This window comes from Pseudomonas sp. HPB0071 (assembly GCF_000478505.2).
In the GTDB taxonomy this organism is placed as follows: Bacteria; Pseudomonadota; Gammaproteobacteria; order Pseudomonadales; family Pseudomonadaceae; genus Chryseomonas; species Chryseomonas luteola.
Genome location: NZ_KI517367.1, coordinates 3610068 through 3626587 on the forward strand (window position 1 = coordinate 3610068; position 16520 = coordinate 3626587).

Below are 16520 nucleotides of genomic sequence, written 5' to 3' on the forward strand. Positions count from 1 at the left end.
AGGCCAACCAGCTGCCGAACGCTGTACTCAAGCTGCTCAACTAATCAGGGCTACTTTGTTGAAAGGGGAAGATGCGAAAGCATCTTCCCCTTTTTTGTTTGTGTCTTTTGTATGTGAAAGTCGCTACCAGCGGCACGTGAACTGCCTAATGCGGTTGAAGGCAGGACGCGGCATTTAGCATCTCTAGCTCCGCTGGGCCTGTCTTTGCCGGGGCTCTCTACGCCTTACTTGCCTTCCAAGAAATCTCTTGGCGCTTTTGTTTGAGCCAGGCAATTTCTGTTGTAGTGCTTTATAGAGACTAGGGTTTGTCTGAAAAGTCGGCCCGCATGCATCGCTCGATACAGGCCAGCGTTACCATGGCCTTGAAGCTGCTAGCCAGCTTGTCAAGGCGAGTACAGAGCCGACGCTTTTCCTTTAACCAACCGAATAGCCGTTCGATCACGTTACGCTGTTGATACTTGGGCCTATCAAACAGGCGAGGCAGATCTGTCCGGGGCTTGCGGTGCATCGTGCGCTGGGCAATCACCGGCTGCATACCGAAGCGGTCGCAATAGCGACGCAACCCTTCACTATCGTAGCCCTTGTCCGCGATCACTGTCCGGCAACGCTTGCGTGGTCTGCCCTGAGAGCCAGGAAGACGCACCTGATCTAGTAACGGAATAAAGTTGCGCGAATCGGCCTGCTGACCAGGCGAGAGGGTAAAGCTCAGCGGATAACCATTGGCATCGCAAAGCAGGTGAATCTTGGTACCTAACCCACCCCAGCTGCGTCCCAGGCAATGATCTACAGGTTCGTCCGGGCCCCTTTTTTTCCGCCTCCTGCCGCGGCACGGGTAGCTCGAATGGTCGTAGAGTCCACCATCCAGGTATCCAGATCGATAAAGCCATCCTGGCGAAGCCGCAGATGCAGACGAGTCAATACGCGCTCAAACGTTCCGTCGTCCCGCCATTGGCGAAAACGCTGATAGACCGTTTTCCAAGGGCCGTAGCGTTCGGGTAGATCACGCCATTTGGCGCCGGAGCAAAGGATCCAGAAGATACCATTGAGCCTCTGTCGATCATCCCGGCGAGGACGGCCCATGGTCTGGGGAGGAGAAACGATGTCTTCAATCAATGCCCAGCGCTGACTCGAAAGCTCGTAGCGACCTGTCATGTCTGCCTCCGCTTGCCACAACGGCATTAGGCTAACAAACGCGACTTTTCAGACAAACCCTAATAAGGTAAATCTGGTAGTTATTATAAAGCAGTCATTTAATTGGCTGTATAACTAATAGTGCCAACTTTGTGAGTGGCGGGGCAGCTAATCAATAAATCATGTTTTTCTAAAGTAAATTAGCGAAGAGCCGAAATAGAGAGTAACCAGTTTAGGCCATCTGCTGTAGGCGGGTGGGGTGGCGAAGTTAGCCAACTGCTTGGGAAAGACTGAAGAAAATTCTCCTAAAGCAAAGTGAGCAAACGCCGATAACTTAAACGTAGGTTCTCCAGGCCATTGAGGCAACCGCCAGGCCGGGGTATCAATCAAATGACTTTTGTGAGTATCTCATCATGGCTATGACCGTAAACACTAACGTTGCCTCCTTGTCTGTTCAGAAGAACCTGAACCGTGCTTCCGACAGCCTGAGCAGCTCCATGCAGCGCCTGTCCTCTGGCCTGAAAATCAACAGCGCCAAAGATGACGCCGCCGGCCTGCAGATCGCCAACCGTCTGACCAGCCAGATCCGTGGTCTGAACGTTGCTGTAAAGAACGCCAACGACGGCATCTCCATCGCCCAGACAGCTGAAGGCGCTCTGCAAGAGTCCACCAACATTTTGCAGCGTATGCGCGAACTGGCCCTGCAGTCCCGTAACGACAGCAACAGCGAAAAAGACCGTAACGCACTGAATGCTGAATTCACTGCAATGACCGAAGAACTGAGCCGTATTGCCAATACGACTACCTTTGGTAAGGACAAGCAGCTGTTGGACGGCTCTGCCGGCAACATGCAGTTCCAGGTAGGTGCGAACACTGGCACCAACGAAGTAATCGAAATCGACCTGAGCACTGGCTTTGATGCCACCACTCTGGGTGTTGCCGGTCTTGGCATCACAGGTGCGGACAACGCTACGACTCATACTGCAGTAGACGCAGCTATCACCGCGATCGACACCGCTATGGATACCATCAACTCCAAGCGTGCCGACCTGGGTGCGGTGCAGAACCGTATGAGCAGCACAATCTCCAACCTGCAGAACATCAGCGAGAACGCTACTGCCGCTCGCAGCCGTACTCAGGATGCTGACTTTGCTGCCGAAACATCAGAAATGACCAAGCAGCAGACCCTGCAGCAGGCTTCGACTGCGATCCTGGCCCAGGCCAACCAGCTGCCGAACGCTGTACTCAAGCTGCTCCAGTAATGAGCGTTTAGTCGCTAGCAACGAGGGGGTGCGAAAGCACCTCCTCGTTTTCTTGTTTGTGAGGTGATGACATGGACATGAATGTCAAGCTGAATACGGTTTACGCCCACAGCGGAAACTCCGCCAAGGCGGAAACAAGTGCCGGCGACCGTCAGTCTTTAAATGATTCTGCTTTGGCAAAAGCAAAAACACCTAAGCCGGATGCCAAAGAAGTAGAGCAAGCCGTTAAAAGTATCCAGGATTTTGTCGACTCGGTGCAGCGCAATCTCAAGTTTTCTATTGACGAAAGCACCGGAGATGTCGTCGTCAAGGTTATTGCCAAAGCCAGTGGTGAGTTAATCCGGCAGATTCCTTCAGAGGAAGCACTCAAACTGGCTCAAAGCTTAAAGGGTGACAATATCGCGCTTCTTCAGGATAAGGTTTAAAACTGGCCTGGATAATGCTTACTTAAAACCATGATGACTAGATAGTCAAAATTTTATTGAGGCGAAAATCATGGCAGGTATTTCGTTTAGTGGCCTTGGGTCAAGTGTCGATACAAAATCTATCGTTTCAGCGCTAGTTAATGCTGAAAAAGCACCCAAGCAGAATCAGATCGATACTCAGACCAAAAAAGCCAATACTACACTTTCGGCAATTGGTAGTCTGAAAAGTGCTTTGGAAACGTTCCAGAGTGCGGTAAAAAAACTTAACAGCGAGTCTGCTTTTGTTGGGTTAACTGCCAAGTCATCCAACGAAAAGACTGTCACTGTCACTTCCAGCACTGGTTCTGTAAATGGCAGTTATTCCCTTGATGTTAAAAATCTTGCAACCAGTTCCAAAGTGGCTACTCAAGTCATGGCGGCTGGCGTAACGACTGCTGATGCCGGTAAGCTGACTATTACTCAGGGTTCCGCCTCGGGCACAGGCAGTTCTTATGACGTCGATATTCCGGCTGGATCATCTCTATCTGAAGTGCGCGATGCGATTAACCAGCAGCTGCAAAGTAAGGGTATCACCGCTAACATCTTGACTGACTCATCAGGCAGCCGGCTTGTCTTGAGTTCAACGACAGCTGGAGCGGGTACTGATCTTTCGATCACTACAGGCGATAGTGCGCTTACTGCTTTCGCAGTTGATGGCACGACTCAGGTGAAGGATGCTAACGGTAAGCTCGTTAGTGGTTTCGTAGAGGCGCGTCCGGTGGATGCCAGCTTTACGGTTGATGGTTTGGAGATGACCAGTCCAAGTAATACACTGGACAAGACTATCAGTGGGCTTACCCTAACGTTAAGTGGAGTAGGTACTTCTACCGTATCTGTTTCCACTGATAAGGATGGTCTTAAAAAGTCTGTTCAAACGTTTGTTGATGCTTACAACGCATTGATGCAGACTACCAGCTCCCTGACTAAAGTCTCTTCTACCGTAGCTTCGGACTCTTCAAGCACTACAGCAGCTGCGCTTACAGGCGATGCTACTGTGCGGAGTCTTCTAAGTGATATTCGTAATGAACTTACGAACGTACAGAACTCTAGCACGGGTGGAATTAGTATGCTGTCCCAGTTAGGTATCATGACCAAGCAGGACGGTACGCTTGAAGTTAACAGTACCAAGCTGGATAAGGCTCTGACTGAAAACTATTCCGCTGTTGCAGGCTTTTTCACTGGCGACTCAGGACTTCTAAAAAGACTTGATAGCAGAGTTGATAGCTATACTCAGTCGAAGGGTATTCTTGATAGTAGGAAAATCAGTCTTCAAACTACCTTGGATAGTTTGACTGACCAGCAGTCAGCGCTTGATCTTCGAATTGAGAAGCTTGAAGAGACTTTGAACGCCAAGTATAACGCGATGGATAGTTTGGTAGCTCAGTTAAATGCTACCAGTACAAGCTTGATGACGACGCTAAACGCGTTAAACAACAGGAAAGAATGATTTCTTGATGTGAAAAAAGCCCGCCTTGTGCGGGCTTTTTTGTTTTAAAGCTTTCATTCGTCAGGCCGATATAAAGACATCGAAACCGAGTACGTGAGGAGCTCATTCATGTATGCCAAATCAGCTATGCGTCATTACCAGCAGGTAAACACGCACGCTCAAGTATTGGAAGCCAGTCCTCATCGACTGGTTCAGTTGCTAATGGAGACGGGTTTAACGAGGCTTGCTCAAGCAAAAGGAGCTATGGCTCGCGGTCAGGTTGCTGAAAAAGGCGTTCTGATTGGTAAGGCAATTGATATCATCGGTGGCTTGCGTGAAGCATTGGATCCTGAGAAAGGGGGGAAGATAGCCCTTAATCTTAATGATCTGTATGTCTATATGACACAACGTTTGATCGAGGCGAACCAGCATAACGATGAAACAAAAATAGATGAGGTTGCCAAGCTGTTACGCACCGTCAAAGAAGGTTGGGATGGCATAGCGCCTACAGCCTAAGAAAATCGGAGATCGCGTTATGTCACTGGCTATTCAGCGAATAGATGAGGCGCGGGAAGCTATGGCTACCGCACTCGATAATCAAGATTGGGACGCAATAGGGCCCTTGGATATAGCTTGCCGTTTATACATAGACGAAGCTATGCAAGAGCAGCCACGTAATGATTATGCTTTGCGTTTAAGTTTAGAGGAATTGCTCTCTTTTTACGGGAAGCTGATCTATGCTAGTCGGATGCAGCGTAACGAGCTTGCAAAAAAAGCAACCCGAGTAAAGCGATCCCAAAAAGCAGCCAATGTTTACAAGTTATTTGGCTAAGAATACGACCAGCGGAATAAATTTAAAGTAAGAAAAACACGTCATAAAATTGACTCTGTTCCCACTTTTGACTTTACTAGGGCTATGCCTGTTAGTGGTCTTTGGCGGAAAGGGAATAATTGAAGATGTGGCGTGAAACTAAAATCCTCCTGATAGAAGATGACGCGAAGCGTCGCCACGATCTTGCCGTCATTCTGGCCTTTCTAGGCGAAGAGCATGTCGCCTGTACGAGTGCTGATTGGGAGCAGGCTGTCGAGTCGTTTGAAAGTAGTCGAGCGGTACTGTGTGTTTTGCTGGGCCAGATCGACGCGCAGGGGGGGAGCGTCGAGCTGCTAAAAAAGCTTGCAGCGTTTGACGAGGTCCTCCCTATTCTATTGCTAGGTGCCGTCACGTACAGCGACTGGCCGGATGATGTCCGGCGGCGCATCCTGGCGACCTTAGAGGTTCCGGTTAAATACAACCAGCTGCTCGACTCGCTCCATCGCGCTCAGGTCTATCGGGATATGTATGATCAGGCGCGAGACCGCGGACGCCAGCGTGAGCCCAATCTTTTCCGTAGCCTGGTCGGCACCAGCCGCGCCATTCAGGGCGTGCGGAAGATGATGCAGCAAGTCGCGGATACCGAAGCCAGTGTCTTGATTCTCGGTGAGTCAGGTACAGGTAAGGAGGTTGTTGCGCGCAATCTGCATTTCCATTCAAAACGTAAAGACGGCCCTTTTGTTCCAGTAAACTGCGGCGCTATTCCAGCTGAGTTGCTGGAAAGTGAGCTGTTCGGTCATGAGAAGGGTGCGTTTACCGGGGCCATTACCAACCGCGCCGGGCGGTTCGAGCTGGCCAACACCGGTACGCTTTTCCTGGACGAGATCGGCGATATGCCACTCAACATGCAGGTCAAGCTGTTACGTGTGTTGCAGGAGCGTACCTACGAGCGTGTGGGCAGTAACAAGACTCAAACAGTCGATGTGCGCATCATTGCAGCAACTCACAAGAATCTCGAGAAGATGATCGAGGATGGGTCCTTCCGTGAGGACTTGTTCTATCGTCTTAACGTTTTTCCAATCGATATGCCGCCCCTGCGGGATCGTGCAGAAGATATTCCGCTGCTCATCAATGAGTTAATTTCCCGTATGGAGCATGAAAAGCGCGGCTCCATCCGCTTTAACTCGGCGGCTATTATGTCGCTGTGCCGGCACAGCTGGCCGGGTAACGTGCGTGAGCTTGCCAACCTGGTTGAGCGACTGGCGATCATGCATCCCTATGGCGTTATCGGTGTAGCTGAGCTGCCACAGAAATTCCGTTACGTAGAAGATGAAAACGACGCAATGACCACGTCCTTGCGTGAAGAACTTGAAGAGCGGGAAGCGGTAGCGCTAGCCAGTCTTCCGGGGCCGGCAGCATCCTCTGCACTACTGCCGTCAGAAGGGCTGGATCTCAAGGATTATCTGGCGAATCTTGAGCAAAGCCTTATCCAGCAAGCCCTTGATGATGCTGGCGGTGTGGTCGCTCGGGCAGCCGAGCGCTTGCGTATCAGGCGTACTACTCTGGTCGAAAAGATGCGCAAGTATGGTATGGGCCGCCGTGAGGACGAACTGGCGGATGAGGAGTAACGCTTGCCTCTGAGGCGCCTCTACTAACGGCACGCAGCTTGCACACTCTCTGTTTGGTGACGACTTCCTGTCATTAAACAGAGAGTACCGCATGAGTTCATCTGTAACGCCAGTTCCTTCTAATACGCCTTCTACGGATGACGTCAGACGAACACTTGAGCAGGCTAGTGTTCTGTTTGAGCCCATCTCCGATCTGTTCAATGAGCCGTATGGCTGGCTTGAAGATCGTCTATCGGATCTGAAAGGTGAGCTTGCACGCGAAACCGCCCAACGTGTTCAGGAGTTGGCAGAGAAGGAGCGGCTGGCTAACCGACTGCAAAGTCTTCTCGATATTCTTCCGGCTGGCATCATCGTTCTGGATGGGCAGGGCGTTGTCTGCGAGGCCAATCCTATTGTAGTCGGTCTACTAGGCGAGCCGCTGGTAGGTACGCTTTGGCGGGACGTTATCGGTCGCTGCTTCGCGCCTCGCAAAGATGATGGGCATGAGATATCACTCAAAAGTGGTCGTCGGGTGTCATTGGCGACACGCTCGCTGGATGGTGAACCCGGTCAGCTCATCATGCTGAGCGATATGACTGAAACGCGCCGCCTTCAGGAGCAGTTGGCTCGCCATGAGCGCTTATCCTCCATGGGGCGCATGGTTGCTTCGCTTGCACATCAGATTCGTACCCCCTTATCTGCCGCCATGTTGTATGCAGGTCACCTGTCTGAGCGACCCCAGCCATTCGAGCAGCAGCAACGATTTGCCAGCCGACTCAAAGATCGCCTCCATGAGCTTGAGAACCAGGTTCAGGATATGTTGATCTTTGCGCGCGGTGAGCTGCCGCTCAATGATCGAGTTTCTCCCGTTCAGTTGTTCGCTGCCATCCAGTCAATTGCCAATCCCTACCTGGAAGATCTGCAACTGCGATGGCAATGCGACGCATTTGTAGGAGAGGTACTTTGTAACCGGGACACGTTTGTAGGTGCAGTGATGAATGTTGTCCATAACGCTGTACAGGCCGCAGGCAAGACCGCGCGGTACAAGATTCACGCGTACGCCAGGCAGGACACCCTGAGGTTGTCCATCAGCGACAGCGGCCCTGGTATGACCGTTGAAACAGTAAGGCGGCTTGGCGAGCCATTTTTCACCACCAAACCCATGGGAACCGGCCTGGGCATGACTGTAGCCAGGACCGTAGCCAAGGCTCACCACGGCGACCTGTTGATTCGCTCCAGGCCAGGCAGGGGAACCTGTATGACATTTGTCTTGCCGCTTCATGGACCGCGATTGGTGCTGATGGAGAATCCCCTATGAGCGCTCGTATTCTGCTGGTAGAAGACGATGCAGCCCTGCGCGAAGCACTGGAGGATACGCTAGAGGTCGGTGGCTTCGACTTCGACTCGGTCGACAGTGCAGAGTCTGCATTGGTAGCACTGGGTCAGAGCGCCTATGGGCTGGTCATCAGCGATGTGAACATGGGCGGCATGGATGGCCATCAGCTCATGGCATGTATTCAGCAGAAGCAATGGCACGTACCGGTCCTGCTGATGACCGCGTTTGGCTCCATTCAGCGTGCTGTGGACGCTATGCGGCAAGGCGCTGTGGATTATCTGGTCAAGCCATTCGACCCTCGGGTGCTGCTGGAGCGAGTCGAGCGTTATGTAAGCCATTCAGTCGCTGATGAACAAGACAGTCCTGTTGCCCAAGAGCCGGCAAGTCGTCAGCTCCTGGCCTTGGCGGCCCGGGTTGCAAAAAGTGACTCAACCGTGCTGATTTCTGGCGAATCCGGTACAGGGAAAGAAGTATTGGCTCGTTATATCCATCTGCAATCAACGCGTGCAGCCGGACCTTTCGTAGCCATCAACTGCGCAGCCATCCCGGATAACATGCTTGAAGCCACCTTGTTTGGTCATGAGAAGGGCGCTTTTACCGGTGCCATAGCCTCACAGCCAGGCAAGTTCGAGTTGGCTGATGGTGGCACCATTCTGCTGGATGAAGTATCCGAGATGCCATTAGGGTTACAGGCCAAGCTTCTGCGGGTGCTTCAAGAGCGAGAAGTAGAGCGTGTTGGTGCACGCAAACCCAAGCAGGTGGATATTCGAGTGTTGGCAACCACCAACCGGGACCTTTCTTCTGAGGTAGCCGCCGGGCGCTTTCGAGAAGACTTGTATTATCGACTGTCTGTTTTTCCCTTGGCATGGCGACCGCTTCGTGAGCGCCCTGCGGATATTCTGCCGCTTGCAGATCGGCTTTTGAAAAAGCATGCCGCCAGGGCAGGGCAGAGCGGTATTGTGTTTTCGGAAGGAGCTGCCAGGCTGCTTCAGCACTACGGTTGGCCCGGAAATGTTCGCGAATTGGATAATGCGGTTCAGCGAGCCTTGATTCTGCAGCAGGCGGGTACCATTGAGCCTGAAGACCTATGCCTTGACGGTGCTCCCGGATTTTTTGCGCGTGATATCGCCCCGCCAGTGGCTGCAGTCAAAGCGCCTTTAAGTTCTACCGCTCTTGATGAATCACTAACTGCGGGAGCGTTGGAGGATGACCTGCGTCGTCGTGAATTCGAGGTCATCATGGAAACATTACGTGCTGAGCGAGGAAGGCGTAAGGAAGCGGCTGATCGGTTGGGTATCAGTGCACGCACCCTACGTTACAAGCTTGCACAGATGCGTGAGGCCGGTATTGATATCGAAGCCTATCTCTATGCCAGCTAGACCCCGGCCATGAGCCGGGGTCAAAGGCGTCAATCACTAGAGCTCAGGTCCATCTCTTTGTACCGAACCAGTCGGCTGCGGTGCTTGAAGCGGTAGCCCAGCCAGATCAGCAGGAACAGAGGGATGCTGATGTAGGTTGCTGCCAGACCTGCCCAGTCGATCTGCTCGCCAATAAGCGCCGTGTAGTTCTGCCCCATGGTAATGAATAGGCACAGAGCGAACGCAAGAAGCGGCCCGAAGGGGAAGAGTTTGGCCCGGTAGGGCAGGTCTTCGAGTCTTCCACCTTGAGCGACATAGCCTTTGCGGAATCGATAATGGGAAATGGCAATACCCAGCCAGGCAATGAAGCCACACATGCCTGAGGTATTCAGAAGCCAGGTATAAAGCACCTTATCGCCAACAATCGAAGTCAAAAAGCACAGGGCGCCTACCAGTGTAGTCGCGTACAGAGCATTACGTGGAATGCCGTTTCGCGAGACCTTGGCAAACAGACGGGGGGCTTTACCCTGCTCGGCCAGGCTAAACAGCATGCGCGTCGAGGCGTACATGCCAGAAGTTCCGGCAGAGAGAATGGCAGAAAGAATGACAGCATTCATGACGCCAGCTGCAGCAGCGAAGCCTGCACGTTCAAACAACAGCGTAAACGGGGAAACGCTAATGTCACTGGCTTCGTTTTGCAGCAAGCGTGGGTCGGTATAAGGGATCAGCATGGCAATTACAAAAATCGCCAGAATGTAGAACATCAGGATGCGCCAGAAAACCTGGCGGATAGCGATCGGAATGTTCTTTTTCGGATTTTCGGACTCACCTGCTGCCACGCCAATCAGCTCGGTTCCCTGGAAAGAGAAGCCGGCAATCATGGCCACGCCTACCATGGCCTGAAGACCACCCACGAAAGGCGCTTCACCAAGCGTGAAATTGGAGAAACCTGGGGCTTCAACGCCGTGCATAATGCCAAAGATGCTGGCTAGACCAATGCCAATAAAGATGACTACTGTCAGTACCTTGATCAGGGCAAACCAGAATTCGCTTTCTCCAAATCCGCGCGCTGAAAAGACATTGAGCAGGAACATCAAGGCAAGAAAGCCCGCGCTCCAGATGATTCCGGGAACATCCGGAAACCAGAAGCTCATGATCAGCTGCGCAGCGACAAGCTCGGCTGCAATCGTCACCGCCCAGTTATACCAATAGTTCCAACCCAGGGCGAAGCCAAAGCCATCTTCAACGAAGCGGCTTCCATAGGTGCTAAAGGAACCTGAGACGGGCATATAGGCCGCCATCTCGCCGAGGCTCGTCATGAGGAAATACACCATTAGACCAATCAGGGCATAGGCGAGCAGGGCACCACCAGGACCTGCTGAGGCAATGGTCGCGCCTGACGCAACGAAAAGTCCTGTGCCGATCGAGCCCCCAATGGCAATCATGTTCAGATGCCTAGGTTTCAGTACCCGGTTCAGGTGAGGCTTTTCCGCCGTGGTGGCTTGCTCTGCTGTAGATTGCCCCTGCGAGGCGGTCGGTTGTTCCGGAGGGAGGGAGACGGCAGTCATAAACAAAAGGTCCAACTAGGGCAGCAAGGGTCTGGTGATAGGCTCCAGACTCGGATAGTGCTCACCGGTATTGCCAGTGAAAGGGTTCTTACAGTGCAGGCAACTGCCTATGGCAGCACCTGATTGCAAAGCAGAGTTTGCAAAAAGGGCGGGAGTGTACAGCAAAAGGAAAACACGGGGCGCTTGATCGCCATTGAATTTCTGCATGAACGCTACCGTATGAAGCCTGGATGCGCCCATAAAAAAACCCAGCCATTGGCTGGGTTTTGAATTTGGCTCCGCGACCTGGACTCGAACCAGGGACCCAATGATTAACAGTCATTTGCTCTACCGACTGAGCTATCGCGGAACAACAAAACGTATCTTACTGATTGCTAAGGAGAAGTCAACACTTCTCCTTAGACAAAAAACACGCTTAGAGAACTTCGGCGATAGCCTTGATAACCGCGTCCAGATTGTTCCTGTTCAGTGCCGCTACACAGATTCTGCCAGTTCCTACCGCGTAGATACCAAACTCAGCTTTCAGGCGATCAACTTGGTCGGTCGTCAGTCCTGAATAGGAGAACATGCCGCGCTGTCCATTGACGAAGCTGAAATCGCGTTTGGCACCGGCTGTATTGAGTCCTTCCACCAGAGCATGGCGCATGCTACGGATGCGATCACGCATTTCTGCCAGTTCGGCCTCCCACATTGCGCGTAGCTCTGGATCGCGCAGAACAGTCGCAACGATCGTGGCACCGTGCGTCGGCGGATTGGAGTAATTGGTGCGTACCACACGCTTGACTTGCGACAGCACTCGAGCGGTTTCCTCTCGATCAGCCGTTACGATCGAAAGTGCGCCGACGCGCTCGCCATAGAGAGAAAATGATTTTGAGAACGAGCTAGAAACGAAAAAGGTCAGGCCTGATTCGGCAAACAGGCGGACAGCAGCAGCATCTTCCTCGATGCCATCGCCAAATCCCTGATAAGCGATATCCAGGAAGGGCACGTGCTCTCGCGTCTTGATGACTTCCAGCACTTCCTTCCAGTCGTCCAGCTGCAGATCGACACCGGTCGGGTTATGGCAGCATGCATGCAATACCACAATGGAATGCGGAGGAAGGGCGTTAAGGTCTTCCAGCAGGCCGCCGCGGTTCAGACCATTCGTGGCAGCATGGTAGTAGCGATAGTTTTGTACAGGGAAGCCTGCCGCCTCGAACAGGGCACGATGGTTCTCCCAGCTCGGATCACTGATGGCTACCGTGGCATCAGGCAGGAGACGCTTGAGAAAATCAGCGCCAACCTTTAATGCACCGGTTCCACCCAATGCCTGAATAGTAGCAACACGGCCTTCACTGATCAGTGAAGAGCCCTGACCGAACAGCAGGGTTTGCACTGCTTCGTCATAAGCGGCAATACCGTCAATGGGCAGGTATCCACGCGGCGCGCGGGCTACAACGCGTTTCTTTTCCGCTTCTTCTACGGCGCGTAGCAGGGGGATGCGGCCCTGCTCGTCGTAATAGACACCAACGCCCAGGTTAACCTTGGTAGGGCGGGCATCGGCATTGAAGGCTTCGTTTAGGCCCAGGATTGGATCGCGGGCAGCCATTTCGACGGCAGAGAACAAACTCATTGTGCGCAAGCTCGATTTAGAAGAATGAAAACACGCACAAGACCCGATTGCCGTTGTGCGCAAGCGGGGAGACAGTATAGCGGGCATCGTCTGTCGGAGCGACAAAAAACAGGTCCCGCCTGGCAGTAACTAGACTAATGTTCAATGCTTGAAAAATATGCTGTCAGGACGCATCTAAAAGAGTCTGAATGGCAATGTCATTCCAGGAGTACAGACAACGAAACGCTGGGTTCGTGTTGGTTATTTGGGGTGCATCTCGGGCAGGATGGCTCTCTGCACCTCCTCTTGAGGAAGCTCATGTCTGCATTTCAATTGTCTACACGTTATACCCCGGCTGGTGATCAGCCGGAGGCGATTCGCCAGATGGTCGAAGGGATCAATGCTGGTCTGTCACATCAAACCTTGCTGGGTGTGACCGGTTCGGGCAAAACCTTCAGTATCGCCAACGTCATCGCTCAGATTCAGCGACCCACGATCGTGCTGGCGCCCAATAAAACATTGGCGGCTCAGCTGTACGGCGAATTCAAGGCCTTTTTTCCTGATAATGCCGTCGAGTACTTCGTCTCTTACTATGACTACTATCAGCCAGAAGCCTATGTGCCTTCCTCGGATACCTTTATCGAGAAGGATTCGTCTATCAACGACCACATTGAGCAGATGCGACTGTCGGCAACCAAGGCATTATTGGAGCGCCGTGATGCAATCATCGTAGCGTCAGTATCCTCCATCTACGGCCTGGGCGATCCCAAGGCTTACCTCAAGATGGTGCTGCATCTGGATCGCGGAGATCGTATCGATCAGCGCACGCTGCTACGGCGTCTGACTGAATTACAGTATTCGCGCAACGATATGGAGTTCTCCCGTGCAACGTTTCGGGTGCGTGGTGATGTGATCGATATTTACCCGGCTGAGTCTGACCTTGAGGCTATTCGCGTAGAGCTATTTGATGACGAGGTGGAAAATCTTTCGGCCTTCGATCCCTTGACGGGGGAGGTCATCAGAAAGCTGCCGCGTTTTACCTTCTATCCCAAGACGCATTACGCCACGCCACGCGATACGCTGCTTGAGGCCATTGAGCATATCAAGGCGGAGCTCAAGGATCGGCTGGAATTCCTGCGTACGCAAAACCGCCTGCTTGAGGCGCAGCGACTTGAACAGCGAACCCGCTTTGATCTGGAAATGATCATGGAGTTGGGTTACTGCAATGGCATCGAAAACTACTCACGGTATCTGTCCGGGCGTGCTCCGGGTGAGCCGCCGCCAACCCTGTATGACTATCTACCTCCTGATGCGCTGCTGGTGATCGACGAATCTCACGTAACCGTGCCGCAGATAGGGGCAATGTTCAAAGGTGATCGCTCACGCAAAGAGACGCTGGTCGAGTATGGCTTCCGACTGCCTTCGGCTCTGGATAATCGCCCGCTGCGATTCGAGGAGTGGGAAGCGGGGAGTCCGCAAACCATATTTGTATCAGCAACGCCAGGGCCTTATGAAGCAGAGCATGCCGGCCGTGTTATTGAGCAGGTGGTGCGCCCGACAGGCCTGGTCGATCCGGAGATTGAAATCCGCCCGGCAACGACACAGGTAGATGATCTGCTTTCTGAAATCCGCTTGCGAGTAGCCAAGGATGAGCGTGTCCTGGTGACAACCCTTACCAAGCGCATGGCTGAAGACCTGACGGACTATCTGGCCGATCATGATGTTCGGGTTCGCTATTTGCACTCTGACATCGATACGGTAGAGCGGGTCGAGATCATTCGCGATCTTCGAATGGGAACGTTTGATGTGCTCGTCGGTATCAACCTGCTCCGTGAGGGACTGGATATGCCGGAGGTTTCGCTGGTTGCCATCTTGGATGCTGACAAGGAAGGCTTCTTGCGTTCAGAGCGTTCTCTTATCCAGACGATTGGTCGTGCAGCACGTAACCTGAGCGGCAAGGCGATTCTCTATGCCGATTCGATGACAGGCTCCATGCAGCGTGCCATTGATGAAACAGAGCGGCGCCGAGCCAAGCAATTGGCCTTTAACGAGGCTAACGGTATTGTGCCTAAGGGAATCAAGAAGGATATCCGCGATATCATGGAAGGTGCGGCTGTTCCGGGTGCCCGCGGTAAGCGTCGTGCCGCCAAGGCAGCCGAGGACAGCGGTCGTTATGAGGCCGAGCTGCGTTCACCGGCAGATATCACCAAGCGGATCGCTCAGCTTGAAGAGCGTATGCTCAAGCTGGCGCGTGATCTGGAATTTGAAGCCGCAGCCAAACTGCGTGATGAAATCCAGCAACTGCGTGAACGCCTCATGGCGGCTTGAGTGAGTGTCTAACACAAAGGCCCGGTCCTAAAGCCGGGCCTTTGTGTTTTCGGCGCTGGAAGCCAAGGCTTGCCCGCTGCTACCATCTCCTTTTGTATTGTTCTGTGTCGAGACCTCCCATGACCACTGTTCGCACGCGTATCGCACCGTCGCCTACTGGCGATCCCCATGTCGGTACCGCTTACATCGCCTTGTTCAATCTCTGCTTTGCTCGTCAGCATGGCGGTCAGTTCATCCTGCGTATCGAGGATACCGATCAGCTTCGCTCTACACGTGAGTCTGAACAGCAGATCTATGATGCGCTACGTTGGCTGGGTATCGAATGGGACGAGGGTCCTGACGTAGGAGGTCCACATGGACCTTATCGCCAGAGTGAGCGGGGTGAGATTTATAAGAAGTACTCCGACGAGCTTGTCTCCAAGGGACATGCGTTCCCATGCTTCTGCTCGGCCGAGCGTCTTGATCAGGTGCGTGCCGAGCAGACGGCCCGCAAAGAAACGCCCCGTTATGATGGACACTGCATGCATATCGATCCTGCCGAGGCGCAGCGTCGTATTGCTGAGGGTGAATCCCATGTCATACGAATGAAGGTGCCAACAGAAGGCATCTGCGTCGTGCCGGATATGCTGCGCGGCAATGTCGAAATTCCGTGGGACCGCATGGACATGCAGGTTCTAATGAAGGCAGACGGCTTGCCGACATACTTCCTGGCTAACGTGGTCGATGACCACTTGATGGGCATTACTCACGTTTTGCGTGGCGAAGAGTGGCTGCCTTCCGCACCCAAGCTCATCAAGCTGTACGAATACTTTGGCTGGGAGCAACCCGCACTGTGCTATATGCCGCTGCTGCGTAATCCAGACAAGAGCAAACTTTCCAAGCGCAAGAACCCGACGTCCGTAACGTTCTATGAGCGTATGGGATATTTGCCCCAGGCCATGTTGAACTACTTGGGCCGGATGGGTTGGTCAATGCCGGACGAGCGTGAAAAGTTCACGTTGGCTGAGATGATCGAGCACTTCGATATCAATCGTATCTCGCTTGGCGGCCCCATTTTCGACATTGAAAAACTGTCTTGGCTAAACGGACAGTGGATCCGTGAGCTGAGCGTGGAGGCATTTGCTGCCGAGGTTCAGAAATGGGCGCTCAACCCTGACTACCTGATGAAGATCGCGCCTCACGTACAGGGGCGTGTTGAAACCTTCAGTCAGATTGCGCCGCTGGCCAGTTTCTTTTTTGCCGGCGCTTTGCCGCTGGATGCGGGGTTGTTTGCTCACAAGAAGCTTTCTCCAGATCAGGTGCGCCAGGTAATGCAGCTGACTCTCTGGAAGTTGGAATCGCTACGGCAGTGGACCAAGGATAATATTACGGCATGTATTCAAGGTGTAGCCGAGGGACTTGAGCTCAAACTGCGAGACGTGATGCCATTGATGTTTGCAGCTATCACTGGACAGGCCAGCTCTGTCTCGGTCCTTGATGCTATGGAAATTCTTGGTCCCGACCTCACACGCTTCCGCTTGCGTCAGGCCATAGAGCTGCTCGGGGGAGTATCCAAGAAAGAAAACAAGGAGTGGGAAAAGCTCTTGGCTACCTTGGGGTAATAGAAAAGGGCGACGTAAGCAATTGCGGCGCCCTTTT

Annotated in this window: 13 protein-coding genes and 1 tRNA gene; 10 read left to right on the top strand and 4 right to left on the bottom strand. The window is 53.0% G+C overall.

The features are described 5' to 3' along the window. Positions 1-298: 298 nt before the first annotated feature. Positions 299-1152 (bottom strand): IS5 family transposase gene (locus HMPREF1487_RS26840; protein WP_154982403.1). Its coding sequence is split into 2 segments (ribosomal slippage): positions 299-804 and positions 804-1152, totalling 855 coding nucleotides; the frame shifts between segments, so codons are not numbered across the junction. Positions 1153-1544: 392 nt separating this feature from the next. On the opposite strand from HMPREF1487_RS26840, the gene HMPREF1487_RS16830 reads away from it, so the two are divergent. The 8 genes from HMPREF1487_RS16830 (at position 1545) to HMPREF1487_RS16865 (ending at position 9416) form a co-directional block, all read left to right on the top strand. Continuing rightward, a complete protein-coding gene (locus tag HMPREF1487_RS16830) occupies positions 1545-2393 on the top strand; it encodes a flagellin domain-containing protein (protein ID WP_010797887.1) in 849 nt (282 codons plus the stop codon). A gap of 71 nt (positions 2394-2464) precedes the next feature. After that, a complete protein-coding gene (locus HMPREF1487_RS16835) occupies positions 2465-2818 on the top strand; it encodes a flagellar protein FlaG (RefSeq protein WP_010797888.1) in 354 nt (117 codons plus the stop codon). Positions 2819-2888: 70 nt separating this feature from the next. Then, positions 2889-4304 (top strand): flagellar filament capping protein FliD, encoded by a 1416-nt coding sequence (gene fliD, locus HMPREF1487_RS16840; RefSeq protein ID WP_010797889.1) that lies wholly within the window; start codon positions 2889-2891, stop codon positions 4302-4304. A gap of 108 nt (positions 4305-4412) precedes the next feature. Further along, positions 4413-4799 carry a flagellar export chaperone FliS gene (fliS, locus tag HMPREF1487_RS16845; protein ID WP_010797890.1) on the top strand — a complete coding sequence of 129 codons (387 nt, stop codon included), beginning with the start codon at positions 4413-4415 and terminating at the stop codon, positions 4797-4799. A 19-nt stretch (positions 4800-4818) separates the two neighbouring features. Further along, a complete protein-coding gene (locus tag HMPREF1487_RS16850) occupies positions 4819-5115 on the top strand; it encodes a hypothetical protein (protein WP_010797891.1) in 297 nt (98 codons plus the stop codon). 125 nt (positions 5116-5240) lie between these two features. Continuing rightward, the gene (locus tag HMPREF1487_RS16855; protein WP_010797892.1) at positions 5241-6722 is read left to right on the top strand and encodes a sigma-54 dependent transcriptional regulator; all 1482 of its coding nucleotides are present in this window, start codon (positions 5241-5243) and stop codon (positions 6720-6722) included. 91 nt (positions 6723-6813) lie between these two features. Beyond that, the gene (locus HMPREF1487_RS16860) at positions 6814-8019 is read left to right on the top strand and encodes a sensor histidine kinase (RefSeq protein WP_010797893.1); all 1206 of its coding nucleotides are present in this window, start codon (positions 6814-6816) and stop codon (positions 8017-8019) included. Then, complete coding sequence (locus HMPREF1487_RS16865) at positions 8016-9416, top strand: sigma-54-dependent transcriptional regulator (RefSeq protein WP_010797894.1); 1401 nt, start codon at positions 8016-8018, stop codon at positions 9414-9416. The genes HMPREF1487_RS16860 and HMPREF1487_RS16865 overlap by 4 nt, the downstream gene beginning before the upstream one ends. 29 nt (positions 9417-9445) lie before the next feature. Here HMPREF1487_RS16865 and HMPREF1487_RS16870 read toward each other — a convergent pair whose 3' ends face one another. The 3 genes from HMPREF1487_RS16870 to HMPREF1487_RS16885 all read right to left on the bottom strand — a co-directional run bounded on the left by HMPREF1487_RS16870 (position 9446) and on the right by HMPREF1487_RS16885 (position 12575). Continuing rightward, positions 9446-10963, bottom strand: coding sequence for an amino acid permease (locus HMPREF1487_RS16870; RefSeq protein WP_010797895.1), 1518 nt, complete (start codon positions 10961-10963; stop codon positions 9446-9448). A gap of 273 nt (positions 10964-11236) precedes the next feature. Beyond that, positions 11237-11312 (bottom strand) — tRNA-Asn (locus tag HMPREF1487_RS16880). A gap of 66 nt (positions 11313-11378) precedes the next feature. Further along, positions 11379-12575: an amino acid aminotransferase gene (locus tag HMPREF1487_RS16885; RefSeq protein ID WP_010797896.1), complete on the bottom strand. Its 1197-nt coding sequence runs from the start codon at positions 12573-12575 to the stop codon at positions 11379-11381. 297 nt (positions 12576-12872) lie between these two features. Between HMPREF1487_RS16885 and uvrB the strand changes: the two genes are divergently transcribed. Both uvrB and gltX read left to right on the top strand, forming a co-directional pair. Continuing rightward, positions 12873-14882 carry an excinuclease ABC subunit UvrB gene (uvrB, locus tag HMPREF1487_RS16890; RefSeq protein ID WP_010797897.1) on the top strand — a complete coding sequence of 670 codons (2010 nt, stop codon included), beginning with the start codon at positions 12873-12875 and terminating at the stop codon, positions 14880-14882. A 119-nt stretch (positions 14883-15001) separates the two neighbouring features. Next, positions 15002-16483, top strand: coding sequence for a glutamate--tRNA ligase (gene gltX, locus HMPREF1487_RS16895; RefSeq protein WP_010797898.1), 1482 nt, complete (start codon positions 15002-15004; stop codon positions 16481-16483). Positions 16484-16520: the final 37 nt, after the last annotated feature.